Origin of the sequence: Pseudomonas urethralis (assembly GCF_021602465.1) — a bacterium.
Taxonomy (GTDB): Bacteria; Pseudomonadota; Gammaproteobacteria; order Pseudomonadales; family Pseudomonadaceae; genus Aquipseudomonas; species Aquipseudomonas vlassakiae.
This window is the reverse complement of the sequence record NZ_BQIJ01000001.1, coordinates 312,250-326,154: the sequence shown is the minus strand read 5'-3', so window position 1 is coordinate 326,154 and position 13,905 is coordinate 312,250. Positions and strand designations below refer to the sequence as shown.

Genomic DNA, 13,905 nt, shown 5'->3' with positions numbered 1-13,905 from the left:
AAAGGCAAAAGGTCAGGCGAGTTGCGGGGCGAGAATGGTCATCACCCGATCGATCTCGGCCTCGTCGTTGAGCAGGCTCGGGGCCAGGCGCACTACCGGGCCGACGTCACGGTCGACGGCGTCGCTGATCACCTTGTTGGCCATCAGGTGACGGGCGACGGCATCGCAGTCGCGGCCCTCGACGCGGAAGAAGGTGAAACCGGCAGAAAGCTGGCTGCTGCGCGGCGTCACCAGCTGCACCTTGGGGTGCTCGGCGAGGCGCTGCTTGAGGTAGCCGTTGAGCTGGTGCACGCGGGCCTGGACATCGGCCTTGCCCAGTTGCAGGTGCAGTTCGAACGCTTTGCCCAAGGCCAGGCGATGGTCGAAGGCGTGGTAGCCACCGGGGGTCATCACGGTGCCGAAGTTATCGCCCTTGGTGAAGGTCGGCAGGCTCGGCACCAGGTAGGGCTGGGGCTTGGCTTCGCGAGCGATGATCACGCCGGTGCCGCGTGGGCCGAACAGCCATTTGTGGGTGCCGGCGATGAAGTAGTCGCAGTGGAAGTCGGCGAAGTTCACGTCCTCGATGCCGAAGCCGTGCACGCCGTCGACCACGTAGATGATCTGGTCCTGCTCGTCACGGCTTTGGTTAAGCGTTTTGACCAGTTCACCGACCTCGCGGATCGGCAGCTTGACGCCGCTGCCGGATTGGACCCAGGTCATGCCAAGCACGCGGGTTTCCGGGCGGATGGCCTGGCGGAGGTTGCCGAGCATTTCGTCCACCGAGGCCAACTGCGGCTCCTTGAACAGCGTCACGCGGCGCACCTGGGTGCCCATCAGCCGCTCGCGGTAGGCGAGGCGGGTATTGGTGGAGTAGTGCTCGTGGGCGCTGACCAGGATCTCCTTGCCTGGCGCCACCTGCAGGCCGCCGTAGATCATCGACAAGCCTTCGGTGGTGCTGCCGGTCAGGGCCACCTGGCCTGGCTGCACGCCGAAGTAGCGGCCGGCCCAGTTGCGCACTTCATCTTCATAGCCCCAGAGCTCCTCGCGGTCCCAGTCGACCATTTCGCCCGGGTTCTGGTCCAGCCGCGCACGGAAGCGGGCAATGGCCTCGCTGACCACACGGGGGTGGGAGGCGAGCAGGAAATTGCAGAAGTGCAGGTAGGCCGGGTCGAGGTCGAACTGCTGGCGCAAGGCCTGCCATTTGTTCAGGCCGGTTGTTGCCACAGGCGCGGCCGCCATGGCGGTCTGGGCAAAACTGCCGGTCAGGGGCAGGGCGGCGGCGAGCAGGCCGGCCTGCTTGAGAAAGCTGCGACGGTCGTTCATCAGCCACGCTCCGCTTGGCGGTTGCCACCAGGCTTGGCGAGGCGTTGCACCTCTTCCCACACCCGCAGGAAGTTGCCACCCCACAGCTTGGCGATGTCAGCGTCGGAGTAACCGCGCTGGATCAGCTCGGCGGTGACATTGCGCGACTCGCCGACGTTCATCCAGCCGGTGACGCCGCCACCGTCGTTGAAGTCGGAAGCAATGCCGACATGGTCGATGCCGATCTTGCGCACGGTGTAATCGATGGCGTCGACCAGGTCCTTGACCGTGGCGCGGGGCTCTTCGTCGAGGATGGCGTACAGCGCGCTGGCGTACTCGCCGAACTTTTTCTCGGGCCAGATCGAGATGATCGCGTCACCGGGCATCAAGGCATTGGCCAGGCCATTGAGCGGCTGCAGGTCGAAGCGCTTGCGCAGGGCATTGAGCTTGTCCAGGGTGGCCTGGCTCAGCGGCTTGAGGTAGGCCGGGAAGCCTACTACCTGCACCACGCCGCCGCTGTGCTTGATCGTTTGCAGCTCGTGGTCGCTGAGGTTGCGCGGGATGTCCACCAGCGCCCGCGGTGCCGAGTGGGAGGCGACCATCGGCGCGCGGCTCAGGCGGGCGACGTCTTCCAGGGCCAGGGTGGACATCTGTGACACGTCGATGATCACCCCCAGGTCGTTGAGCCGGCCCACCGCCTGCTCGCCCAGCGGCGACAGGCCACCAAGGGCATCCGGGGTGTCGTTGAGGAACGGCAGCGGGCGCGAGGAGTCGGCCCAGGCGTTGTTGCCCACGTAGCTGAAGCCGAACATGCGCATGCCGCGTGCGGCCCAAGTGTCCAGGGCATCGAGGTCGTGGCCCAGCGGGTAGGCATTGAGCATGCTGAGGAAGATCGCGAACTTGCCTTCGCCATGCAGGCGGCGGAAGTCGGCGGGGGTGTAGGCGATGGCGACCTGATTTGGGTAGTCGCGGACCATGCCGGTGAGGATCTTGTAGCGCATCTCCTGCTGCTGGCGTGCTTCGTCGACGAAAGCGGCGGTCGGGCGATGGGGGGCGTTCGCGCCGTTCCAGATTTCCGGCCAGCCGAAGATCGTCAGCGCCGCGCCCGAGAGCCGGCCGCGGCCGGCCTTGACCAGGTCGAACTGGCCGCTGCCATCCTTGTCGGCTTCCTTGCCTTCGGTGCCGAAGTTCAGCGGCACGGTGATATGGCTGTCGAAGGAGAGGATGCGCTCCTGAAGTTCTTCGGCATGTTTCACCACCTCACGCGGGTAACCGGCCGGCAGGTAGATGAAGAAGTACCAGGCCGCGGCGCCCGCGAGCGCGAGGATCAGCGCCAGGGCAGCGAGGTAGGGGGCCTTGCGCAAGCGTGTCGTGTTCATTGCCATCCCGTTGGTTGCAGGGTCGATGCGGTTGCGGCAGCCGCGATCACGGGGCTTGCCTGTCACGGAGGGACGAGAGCGGCAGGGGGAAATTTAGCGGCGCGCCGCCGGTAAATTTGCCGGGCAGCGTCTCGTTCTAGCTCGATAGGCGTGGCTGACACGGATACGGATGTGGCGATGAGGTTTTCCAGGCGTGGGTTCATGGTGGGGCTGGCGGTGGCCGGGGCAGCGGGTTCGGCAGCGTGGTATGCGCGCCAGCCGCGCGACCATGATGAACAACTCAACAAAGACGAAGTGGAGACCCCCGGCGAAGCCACGGTAGAGGCTGCCGCAGGGAACGGCGTGCGCATCGCCGACAAGCTGCGCGGCATCTGGGATGTGCGCTTCAGTGGTGCCGATGCCGGCCTGGACGGCCTGGCGCTGCAGGGCCTGCAGATGCTGCTCGATGTCGGCCCGACCGGCCGCTCGCTGCGTGGCTGCATCGACGTGGCTGAGCGCCTGCGTGGCAATGATCAGCCGCGCTACCGAGTGCTCGGCGAGCTGGTCGCCGCCGATGTCGGCAAGGTCCGCTGGCGCCTGGTGCCGGCCGGGGCATCAGCGCCGAGCCATGAACTGGAGGCGACCCTCGACGAAGTCTGGGCGTCCTGGGGCAACGCGGGTGCCGGCACCCTGACCGGGCGCATCCGTCGCCTCGACCGGCCATTGTTGATGACCGAACCGGACAATCACTTCGTCGCCAGCAAGCGCGCCTTCCCCGAGGCCCGCCAGGTCGCGCCGCTGGCGCCGGCGCTGATGGCCTGGCTGAACTCGCCCGAGCACCGTCTGTTCCACCAGGTGTGGCATGCCACCCGGGACAAGTGGCACCGCCTGGACGATGACAAGCGTGATGCCCTGCGTGGTGCCGGCTGGCAACCCGGCCCGCGTGACGCCGAGCGCGGCGCACGTGGGCGGCGCAAGCACCTCAATGGCTCAGGCGAGGACTTCTTCTTCATGCACCGGCACATGCTGGGGCACGCCCGCGGCCTGCAGCCTGACCTGCCGAACTGGACGCAACTGCCGCTGCCGTCACCGCAACTGGAATACGACCGGCTGGGCTTCATCCGCTATCAGGAGAACCATGACGGCAATTCGGTACCGCCTGCCTGGGTCGCGGCCGATGATGAAGAACTGAGCCAATGGCTGCATGGCATCAAGGCGGCGGAAACGTTCTTCAGCAACTTCCAGGTCTGGGAGTCGCAATACCAGGACCCGGACTACCTCAGCCGCCTGACCTTGGGGCAGTTCGGCTCGGAAGTGGAGCTGAACATCCACGACTGGCTGCACATGCGCTGGGCGACCGTCACTCGCGACCCCTCCAACGGCGCGCCGGTGATGGGCGATCGCAACCAGACGGACTACGCGGCGCGCTGGTTCCGCGAGGAAAACGACTTTCTCGGTGATCCGTTCTCGTCACACGTCAACCCGGTGTTCTGGCGCTTTCATGGCTGGATCGACGACCGCATCGAGGACTGGTACCGAGCCCACGAGCGCGCCCACCCGGGTGAGGTGCAGCGTCGCGAAGTCAACGGTGTGTCGTGGTTTGCTCCGGGGCGCTGGGTGCAGGTTGGCGACCCTTGGCTTGGGCCGATGACCCATGGCTGCGGGGGGATTTCCGATGCCGGCGGCGGGGCGGGGGAGATGGAGGTGGAGGCGATGAAGCTGGCGTTGCGCATTGCCTTCAGTGGCGAGCGGGATGTTGATGAGCTGCTGCGGCGTACGCCGCGCAGGCCTTGGTATGCGCGGCATATGAAATTGCCGGAGGGGGCGTGATTTTTGGGCGGGAGGTTGTGTAATGGCTTACAGGTGCTCGCCATGACAGGTGCAGCGCCTGTGAGATCGAGCGCCGCCCGCGCGGCGCATCGCGGGTAAACCCGCTCCCACATCTGTTTCGGGCCATTCACTCCTGTGCCGCCAACAGGGACTGCCTTGTTGGCATGGCGATGCATCTCGGTGGAAGCCATCAGGGGCATGGCGATGCATCTCGGTGGAAGCCAACAGGGGCATGGCGATGCATCTCGGTGGAAGCCAACAGGGGCATGGCGATACATTTCGGTCGGCGCTTATGCTGCTCCACCTGTCTCCAGTCATGCACCAAAGCGGTCCCTGTTGGCAGGTCAGGAGTGACTGGCCCGAAACAGATGTGGGAGCGGGCTTGCCCGCGATGCGCCGCGCGGGCGGCGCTCGATCTCACAAGCGCAGATGCTCTTATGGCGAACACCTCCCGGCCCTCACACAACCTTCATTCCGTTACTTACAATTCCCCGCCTTGCGATACCCAGCCGCCTGCGCCTCGGCCTCACTACCAAACGCCACCTGGTTCTTCTGCGAAACCTGGCTGTACCCCGGGCAACCGCTGGCCAGGTGATACACATGGCTATTGCGGTTTCCCAGCACCGCACCGCCAGCCGCCGTGCTGGCCAGCGTCGGCTTTGCCGCTTCTTTCACCGCCGTTGCCGGCACCGCAGCCGCGCCCTGCGGCGTATACCCCAGCGCCCACTTGCGCTCACCGGTCACGAACGGGTTGTTGTGCCCCATGATCGCGGCAATGCGCTGGTCACGCTGCTTCTCCCAGGCCGTCACCGGGTGCTGCTTGTCCCAAGCCATCAGCACCTGCTGCTGCTGGCGCGACATGCTCAGCTTGTAGCGATCGAACATGTAGAACGTGGTGCGTGCCACCAGCCCCTTCACCTCGTCGCGTGGCTCGGCGGTTTTCTGCTGGAAGTCGATCCTGGTGGTGCACTGGCCGTACTGCGGCGCAACGCCAGAGACCATGCCGTAGTTGAAGTTGCTGCGGTCTCCGTTCACTTCGCCCACGGACGGGTAGAGGTTGAACAGGTCGGCCTCCATGGCGCGGAAGGTCGGGTCGCTGTCGACGCACTGCTCGCGCCCGCCGTTCTGCCAGCACTGGCGCTGGTGGCCGAAGGTCCAGGCCGGGACGATGTGCTCCCACTCGGTACGTTCGGCGCGGGTCTGCAGCTTGCGGGTTTCATAACCACAGGATTTCAGGTCGACCCGGCCGCCAGACTTGCCCACCCAGGTCCATTTGCAGCCACAGTACAGCTCGCCCATGGCGCTGTTGCCCTGGTCCTGGTAGATCTTCTGTTTGGCGACCACCTTGGCTTCGGTGAAGGTGGCGGGTGGGGTAGCGAAGGCGGCGGGGATGGCAGCGAAGGCGAGGGCGACGGCGCAAAGCAGTTTCTTCATGAAATACGTCTTAGGCTTACAAAAAGACGCGATTATACGGCTTGCGCAATTTCATAGAAGAGATGAAAGGCTTGCACTTGAGCGCTGCGGCGCTATCGATTGCGGGTCATGATCTAGTCGAGCGCGTTGTCATGCAAATTGCCCCGTCGCCTCTCAATGAGGCAGCCCGCCTGTGTTTCCTCGAGAGCCTGAACATTCTCGATACCCCGGCCGAGGAAACCTTCGACCGCATTACCCGGTTGGCCAGTGTACTGATCAATGTGCCCATGGCCCTGGTGTCGCTGATCGACATGAACCGCCAGTGGTTCAAGTCGCGCCAGGGCATCGATGTCGCCGAGACCACGCGCGATGTGGCGTTCTGTGCCCATGCCCTGCATGCCGAAGACATCCTGGTGATCCCGGATGCCAGCGCCGACCCGCGTTTCGAAAACAACCCGCTGGTGACCGGTGGGCCGTGCATCCGCTTCTATGCCGGTGTGCCGCTGCGCTTTGCCGGCGAGCTGACCGTGGGCACGCTGTGCGTGCTGGACTCGCGCCCCCGCCAGGTGTCGGATACCGAACTGGCGCACCTGCGCGACCTCGCGCGGATCGTCGAGCGCGAGATGTTGCACCGCAGCCTGGCCATCGACTCGGGCAGCGCAGTTCAGCAGGCGGAGCAGGGCGCCCTGGCGTCTTCCGAGGCGCGTTTTCAACGGGTGTTCGACAGTAGCCCGACGAGCAAGGCGCTGGTGGGCCTTGACGGGCGCATCCTCGAGCCCAACCGGGAATTCTGCCAGTTGCTGGGCAGGGCCAAGGAGTGGCTGGTGCTGACCCGGTTGGGCGAGCTGATCGACCCTCAAGACCTGGCCAAGCTGGACGAGCCCTGGCAGCAGATCGTTGCCGGCGAGCAGGATTCTCTGGTCATCGAGGTACGGCTGATGACCCCCGGCAATGCCGCGCTGTGGAGCGAGCTGAGCGTGTCGGCGCTGCGCAACGAGCGTGGCGTTACCGAGCAATTGGTGGTGTTCGTGCGCGACATCAGCGAGCGCAGGCGCCGCCAGCAGCAACTGCAGCGCTACCAGGCGACCCTGGAGCAACAGGTGGCGCAGCGCACCGAAGAGCTGGCACGCAGCCAGGAAACCCTGCAAGCCATCGCCGACAATATCCCGGTGCTGATCGCGCATATCGGCCCCAACCTCGAATACCGCTTCAACAACGCCGTGTACCGGCAGATCTTCGACGTCGAGCCGACCCAGCTCAAAGGCCGCAAGGTGCAGGATGTGCTGCCGGCGGATGTGTATCAGCAGCTGTTGCCTTGCTTCCAGAAAGCGCTGGCCGGCGAGCGGGTGGAGGTTGACAACGTGCGTTACAGCCTCGACGACCCGCGGATCTGGCACGCCACGTACGTGCCCGATATCCGCAACGGCAAGGTCGAGGGCTTTTTCGTCATGTCGCTGGATGTGACCGAACGCAAGCGCAAGGAAAAGACCCTGCTCGATCAGGCCACGCTCGACCCGCTGACCGGGCTACCCAATCGCGCGGCATTGCATGAGGAGCTGGACTTCGCCTTGAAACAGCGGACGGCGTTTGCCTTGTTCTTCATCGACCTGGATGGCTTCAAGCAAGTCAACGACCAGCATGGCCACGAAGCGGGCGATGCCGTGCTGCAGACGGCTGCGGGGCGCATGCTGGCGGCCATGCGCGCTGATGACACGGTGGCCAGGCTGGCCGGTGACGAATTCGTGGTCATCGCCCAGGCCGTGAGCAACCAGGCGTCAGCCCGTGATATCGCGGGTAAACTGTGTGATGTGCTGTCGGCACCGATCACGGTGGAAGGGGCTGAGGTGGCCGTTGGCGCCAGCATTGGCGTGTACCTCAACCATTCCGGGCATGACCCGCAAACGGCCGAGGATGCCCTGGCGCTCGCCGACAAGGCCATGTACGAGGCCAAGCGCGGCGGGCGCAACCGCTTCAGTATGGTGCCCGACCGCTAGAAGCCCCAATGCTGCAGCGCCCATAGCCCGCCCATGCCCACCGCCAGGGTCAGCAGTGTGCTGCGCGTGCGCCAGGCGACCAGCCCGGCCACGATCGCGGCCGGTATCTGCGGGTTGCCCCAGTCGATCCCGGGCTGGCCGGCCTTGAACACCACGGCCGGCAGCACCAGCGCGGCCAACACACTGGCCGGCACATACACCAGCGCGCGGCGTAACATCGGTGGAATGCGCAACGTACCGTAGAACTCGATGAACGACAGCCGTATCGCAAAGGTGCCCAGGCCGATCAGGGCGAAGGTGATCCATGGGTTGATGTCGGTCATGGCGCCTCCGTTGCCACGGCTGCGTCTTTGCGCAGCTGTTCGATGCACAACCCACTGAGCACACCGCCCAGCGAGGCGACCAGCAAGCCCAGGTTGTAGGGCAGGTCGTGAGCCAGTACGGCCAGCGCGCCGCCGACCACCGCTGCGCCCAGCATTGCCGGGTTTCGGATGCCCGGCACCAGCAGTGCCAGGAATGACAGAGGAATGGCAAAGCCCAGTGACCAGGACTCCGGAATGCCGGTCCCCAGGTACACACCCGCCAGCACCGCCAGGTTCCAGCCGAGCCACATCGGCAAGGCGGTGCCCAGGTAGTACGGGAAAGCGAATCGGCCGAGGTCGCCAGCGCCGAACTTCAGGCTGCACAGGGCGAACGACTGGTCGGATAGCAGGTAGGACAGTGGCCAGGTCTTGCGCCGTGGCAGGCTGCTCAGATGCGGGGCCAGGGCTGCGCTGTACATCAGGAAGCGCAAGTTGATCACCAGCGCGGTGGCCACCATGGTCAGCGGTAGCGCGCCGCTCTGCATCAGCTGCAGCACCACCATTTGCGCAGAGCCGGAATAGAACAGCAGGGTCATGCCCATCGCTTCGAACGGGGACATGCCCACGCCGATGGCAGTCACCCCGGTAATCAGACCGAACGGCAACATGCCGGTGGTCAGCGGTAGAACGGCGCGGACTCCGTCGTTGAAAGCGTGCATCCCGCTTTTGTAGTGCATGAGGGCTCCTTGAAGGTTCATCAGCCATGCCGGCGCGCAAGTGGAAATACAATGCCCGTACTATTCCAGTGGTCAGCCGCGCGGCCTATGCTTGGCTGTCTGAGAAGCACGTTGCCGTTTGCGGCAAACACAAGCACTGTCGGCAGCACCTTGTTCGGGGCGCAGTTGCTGGACATCAGGGAGAGCGTCCATGAATCAGGAAGCACAGCCGGCTCCGGCCGGTTTCAGTGAACAGCAGATCGCCACGCTGTTCAATTTGATCAGCGATGGGATCTGGGACTGGAATGCCAATACCGGTTACGTCTATCGCAACCCCGGCTGGTACGCGATGCTCGGTTACCCAAGCCATTCCAAGGCCAACACCGTGCTGACCTGGGAAAGCATCATCCATCCTGAAGACTATCCACGCGTGATGGCGCACTTCGAAGCCTACATCAACCAGCACAGTGAGCACTATCTCATCGAGTACCGTTGCCGTTGCGGCGACGGCAGCTACCTGTGGGTGGAAGACCGTGGCCACATCATCGATCGCAATGAGGACGGCTCGGTGGCGCGCGTGCTGGGTGCGCACCGCAACATCGATGCGGGCAAGCGCCTGGTGGCGCAGCTGGAGCAGAGAAACCTTTCGCTGGAAGCCTTGGTGGCCGAGCGCACCCGCGAGCTGTCATGGGTCAACCAGCAGCTGCAGCGCCAGCTGGACGAGAACCGCATCCTGGCCGAGCGCGACGCGCTGACGCGGCTGGCCAACCGTTACCGGCTGGAGAAGACCTTGCAGGATGAATGCGAGCGGGCCAGGCGCTTCCGCCAGCCGCTGTCGCTGATTGCCATGGACCTGGATGATTTCAAGCCGATCAATGATCGCCATGGCCACGCCCGAGGTGATGCGGCACTGATCCAGGTGGCGGACAACCTGCGTGCCTGCCTGCGCGAGCCCGACCTGCTGGCGCGCTGGGGCGGCGACGAGTTCGTCATGGTGCTGCCACAGACCACCCTGGGCGATGCGCTCGACCTGGCGAGGCAGTTGCGCCAGGTGATGGAGCGGCTCGAACCGGTGGCTGAATGCCGGCTGACCATGAGCTATGGCGTGGTGCAATGGCAGCAAGGCGAAGGCCAGGAAGCGCTGCTGGCCCGGGCTGACAAGGCGTTGTACCGGGCCAAGGAGGCGGGCAAGAACACGATTTCCGAATGAGCGGCAACTGATGAAAAAAGACCCGCGGCGCCAGGGGCGCAGCGGGTCAAATCGGCCTCGGCCGCTTCAGTGTCAGATATGCAGTGCGTGGCCCAGTGCGCGAAGTGCCGCTTCCTGCACCGCCTCGCCCAGCGTCGGGTGAGCATGGATGGTGCTCGCCACATCTTCCAGCCGTGCGCCCATCTCCAGCGACTGGGCAAACGCCGTGGACAGTTCCGAAACCGCCACGCCAACCGCCTGCCAGCCGACGATCAGGTGGTTGTCACGCCGCGCCACCACCCGCACGAAACCGCTTTTCGATTCCAGGCTCATGGCCCGGCCATTGGCGGCGAACGGGAACTGCGCGACGATGCAGTCCAAGCCTTGCTGGCTGGCTTGCTCCGGCGTCTTGCCCGCGACCACGACCTCCGGGTCGGTGAAGCACACCGCGGCAATCGCTGCGGGTTCGAAACGGCGGGTCTTGCCGGCAATGATTTCGGCAACCATCTCGCCTTGGGCCATGGCGCGGTGGGCGAGCATCGGCTCGCCGGCCACGTCACCGATGGCCCAGACGTTGCGCATGCTGGTCTGGCAGCGCTCGTCGATGGCGATGGCGGCGCCGTTCATTTTCAGGTCCAGGCATTCCAGGTTGAAGCCTTGGGTCCGTGGCCGGCGGCCGACGGCCACCAATACCCGGTCGGCCTCCAGGCGCAGTTGCCCGCCCTGGCCATCGCTGGCCAGCAGGCAGCCGTCCTCGTAGCCTTCGACGCTGTGGCCCAGGTGCAGGGCGATGCCCAGCTTCTTCAACGATTCGGCCACCGGCGCGGTCAGTTCACTGTCATAGGTCGGCAGAATGCGCTCGCGCGCTTCCACCACACTGACCTGCGCGCCCAGCTTGCGATAGGCGATGCCCAGCTCCAGGCCGATGTATCCGCCGCCCACCACCACCAGGTGCTTGGGCAGGGCCTTGGGCGCCAGGGCTTCGGTGGAGGAGATGATCGGCCCGCCGAGCGGCAGCATCGGCAGTTCGACGCTGTTCGAGCCGGTGGCCAGCAGCAGGTGTTCGCACTGGATGCGCTGGCCGTCGACCTCGACCTGCTTGCCGTCGAGAATATTCGCCCAACCGTGAATCACCTTGACCCCATGCTTTTTCAGCAAGGCGGCCACGCCGGTGGTCAGGCGGTCGACTATGCCGTCCTTCCAGGCCACGCTCTGGCCGAGGTCCAGGCGTGGGCTATCGACGCTGATGCCCAGCGGCGACTGCCCGGCAAAGCGAGTGGTCTGGTGGAACTGCTCGGCCACATGGATCAGCGCCTTGGACGGGATGCAGCCAATGTTCAGGCAAGTGCCGCCCAGAGCCTGGCCTTCGACCAGTACGGTGGGGATGCCCAGTTGCCCGGCGCGGATGGCGGCGACGTAGCCGCCCGGGCCGCCGCCGATGATCAGCAGGGTGGTGTCGATTTTCTGTGACATGCTCACTCCGGCTCCTTACAGAAAAAGACAGGCAGGTTGTTCGAGCAGGCCACGCACGGCCTGGATGAACTGCGCGGCATCCATGCCATCGACCACCCGGTGGTCGAACGAGCTGGACAGGTTCATCATCTTGCGCACCACGATCTGGCCATCGATCACCACCGGCCGCTCGACGATGCGGTTGACGCCGACGATCGCCACTTCCGGGGTGTTGACCACCGGGGTGCTGACGATGCCGCCGAGTGCGCCGAGGCTGGTCAGGGTGATGGTCGAGCCACTCAGTTCTTCACGGCTGGCTTTGTTGCTCCGTGCGGCGTTGGCCAGGCGCGAAATTTCGCTGGCATTGGCCCACAGGCTGCCAGCCTCGGCATGGCGCAGCACCGGCACCATCAGGCCGTTGTCGCCCTGGGTGGCGATGCCCACATGCACAGCACCATGGCGGGTGATGACCTGGGCTTCGTCGTCATAGGTGGCGTTGATCTGCGGGAAATCGCGCAACGCCACGACCATGGCGCGGACCAGGAACGGCAGCAGGGTCAGCTTGCCCCGCGTGTTGCCGTACTGGGCATTGAGCTGCTGGCGCAAGGCCTCTACGGCGGTGACGTCGATCTCTTCCACGTAGCTGAAGTGCGCGACACGACGCTTGGCGTCCTGCATGCGCTGGGCGATCTTGCGGCGCAGGCCGATCACCGGCACCTGCTCGCTGTCGGTGCGCTTGGCATAGCCCCCCGGCGCCTGGCCGGCAGGGCTGTGCGGCTTGCTCATGAAGGCGTCGAGGTCTTCGTGCAGGATGCGCCCGGCCGGGCCACTGCCATGCACGTAGCGCAGCTCGATGCCGACATCCAGGGCGCGCTTGCGCACCGCTGGCGAGGCCAGCGGCTTGTCGCCCGGCTGGCGCGGCACGATCGCCGCTTCGACGTGATGCTCGGGGGCCTGGTAGGCCGCCGGCTGCGGCGCTGGCGCTGCTGGCTTGGGTACAGCAGGCGCAGCGGGCGCGCTGTGCGCTTCCACCGGCTTCGCCTGTGGCGCATCGACATGGTTGCCGCTGCCTTCCACCTCGATGCGGATCAGCTCGCTGCCAACCGCCATCACTTCACCTGGCTGGCCGCCCAGGGCCAGCACCTTGCCGCTGACCGGCGAAGGGATTTCCACGGTGGCCTTGTCGGTCATGACATCGGCTACCACCTGGTCTTCGGCGATCACGTCGCCGACCTTGACGAACCATTCCACCAACTCGACCTGCGCGATGCCTTCGCCAATGTCCGGCATCTTGATGACGTGCGTGCCCATTCAGACCTCCATGACCCGTTTCAATGCCGCGCCTACCCGCGAAGGGCCTGGGAAGTAGGCCCATTCCTGTGCGTGGGGGTAGGGGGTGTCCCAGCCGGTGACGCGCTCGATCGGCGCTTCGAGGTGATGGAAACAGTGCTCTTGCACCAGCGCCACCAGTTCGGCGCCGAAGCCGCAGGTGCGGGTCGCTTCATGCACGACCACGCAGCGGCCGGTCTTCTTCACCGACGCGACGATGGTCTCCAGGTCCAGCGGCCAGAGGCTGCGCAGGTCGATCACTTCGGCGTCGACGCCGGTCTCCTCGGCGGCTACCTGAGCCACGTAGACCGTGGTGCCATAGGTCAGCACGGTGACATCGTTGCCCGGGCGGGTGATCGCCGCCTTGTCCAGCGGCACGGTGTAGTAGCCGTCCGGCACGGCGCTTTGCGGGTGCTTCGACCAGGGCGTGACAGGGCGGTCGTGGTGGCCGTCGAACGGGCCGTTGTACAGGCGCTTGGGCTCGAGGAAGATCACCGGGTCGTCGCATTCGATCGAGGCGATCAGCAGGCCCTTGGCGTCATACGGGTTGGATGGCATCACGGTGCGCAGGCCGCAGACCTGGGTGAACATCGCTTCCGGGCTCTGGCTGTGGGTCTGGCCACCGTAGATGCCGCCGCCGCAGGGCATGCGCAGGGTCAGCGGGGCGATGAACTCGCCGGCCGAACGGTAGCGCAGGCGGGCCATCTCCGAGACGATCTGGTCCGAGGCCGGGTAGAAGTAGTCGGCGAACTGGATTTCCACCACCGGGCGCAGGCCGTAGGCACCCATGCCGACGGCAGTGCCGACGATGCCGCTTTCCGAGATCGGGGCATCGAACACCCGCGATTTGCCGTACTTGCTCTGCAGGCCCTCGGTGCAACGGAACACGCCGCCGAAGTAACCGACGTCCTGGCCGTAGATCACCACATTGTCGTCGCGCTCGAGCATGACATCCATGGCTGAGCGCAGGGCCTGAATCATGGTCAGTGTGCTGGTGGCCATGGCGGTTTCCGGGTTGATGCTGTTGTTGTGATCGTTCAT

General features: G+C 65.3%; 11 protein-coding genes. 3 read left to right on the top strand and 8 right to left on the bottom strand.

The genetic code is table 11. From position 1 onward, the window contains the following. Positions 1-12: 12 nt before the first annotated feature. Entirely contained in the window at positions 13-1,302 is a 1,290-nt protein-coding gene (gene pvdN / locus L6D64_RS01465) for a pyoverdine-tailoring periplasmic protein PvdN (protein ID WP_176509033.1), read from the bottom strand. Beyond that, positions 1,302-2,660, bottom strand: a complete 1,359-nt coding sequence (pvdM, locus tag L6D64_RS01460) for a pyoverdine-tailoring dipeptidase-like protein PvdM (RefSeq protein ID WP_176509032.1) — start codon at positions 2,658-2,660, stop codon at positions 1,302-1,304. Before pvdM ends, pvdN begins: the two co-directional genes overlap by 1 nt. A 177-nt stretch (positions 2,661-2,837) precedes the next feature. Here pvdM and pvdP point away from each other — a divergent pair, with 177 nt between their 5' ends. Beyond that, positions 2,838-4,469, top strand: coding sequence for a pyoverdine maturation tyrosinase PvdP (pvdP, locus tag L6D64_RS01455; protein WP_236192296.1), 1,632 nt, complete (start codon positions 2,838-2,840; stop codon positions 4,467-4,469). Positions 4,470-4,946: 477 nt separating this feature from the next. Here the strand turns inward: pvdP and L6D64_RS01450 are convergent, their stop codons facing one another. Then, complete coding sequence (locus L6D64_RS01450; protein ID WP_176508743.1) at positions 4,947-5,903, bottom strand: endonuclease; 957 nt, start codon at positions 5,901-5,903, stop codon at positions 4,947-4,949. Between the two features lie 131 nt (positions 5,904-6,034). Between L6D64_RS01450 and L6D64_RS01445 the strand changes: the two genes are divergently transcribed. Continuing rightward, positions 6,035-7,876 carry a bifunctional diguanylate cyclase/phosphodiesterase gene (locus tag L6D64_RS01445; protein WP_176508744.1) on the top strand — a complete coding sequence of 614 codons (1,842 nt, stop codon included), beginning with the start codon at positions 6,035-6,037 and terminating at the stop codon, positions 7,874-7,876. On the opposite strand, the gene L6D64_RS01440 is transcribed toward L6D64_RS01445, so the two are convergent. Beyond that, complete coding sequence (locus tag L6D64_RS01440; protein WP_176508745.1) at positions 7,873-8,199, bottom strand: AzlD domain-containing protein; 327 nt, start codon at positions 8,197-8,199, stop codon at positions 7,873-7,875. The genes L6D64_RS01445 and L6D64_RS01440 overlap by 4 nt on opposite strands. Beyond that, positions 8,196-8,915, bottom strand: coding sequence for an AzlC family ABC transporter permease (locus tag L6D64_RS01435; RefSeq protein ID WP_176508746.1), 720 nt, complete (start codon positions 8,913-8,915; stop codon positions 8,196-8,198). The genes L6D64_RS01440 and L6D64_RS01435 overlap by 4 nt, the downstream gene beginning before the upstream one ends. Before the next feature lie 190 nt (positions 8,916-9,105). On the opposite strand from L6D64_RS01435, the gene L6D64_RS01430 reads away from it, so the two are divergent. After that, a complete protein-coding gene (locus tag L6D64_RS01430; protein ID WP_176508747.1) occupies positions 9,106-10,104 on the top strand; it encodes a sensor domain-containing diguanylate cyclase in 999 nt (332 codons plus the stop codon). A gap of 72 nt (positions 10,105-10,176) precedes the next feature. Here the strand turns inward: L6D64_RS01430 and lpdA are convergent, their stop codons facing one another. Genes lpdA through L6D64_RS01415 form a run of 3 tightly spaced genes read right to left on the bottom strand, consistent with a single transcriptional unit; the run spans position 10,177 to position 13,905 of the window. Continuing rightward, the gene (gene lpdA, locus L6D64_RS01425; protein ID WP_176508748.1) at positions 10,177-11,556 is read right to left on the bottom strand and encodes a dihydrolipoyl dehydrogenase; all 1,380 of its coding nucleotides are present in this window, start codon (positions 11,554-11,556) and stop codon (positions 10,177-10,179) included. Between the two features lie 15 nt (positions 11,557-11,571). Continuing rightward, positions 11,572-12,846, bottom strand: coding sequence for a dihydrolipoamide acetyltransferase family protein (locus tag L6D64_RS01420; RefSeq protein ID WP_176508749.1), 1,275 nt, complete (start codon positions 12,844-12,846; stop codon positions 11,572-11,574). Continuing rightward, positions 12,847-13,905: an alpha-ketoacid dehydrogenase subunit beta gene (locus L6D64_RS01415; RefSeq protein ID WP_176508750.1), complete on the bottom strand. Its 1,059-nt coding sequence runs from the start codon at positions 13,903-13,905 to the stop codon at positions 12,847-12,849.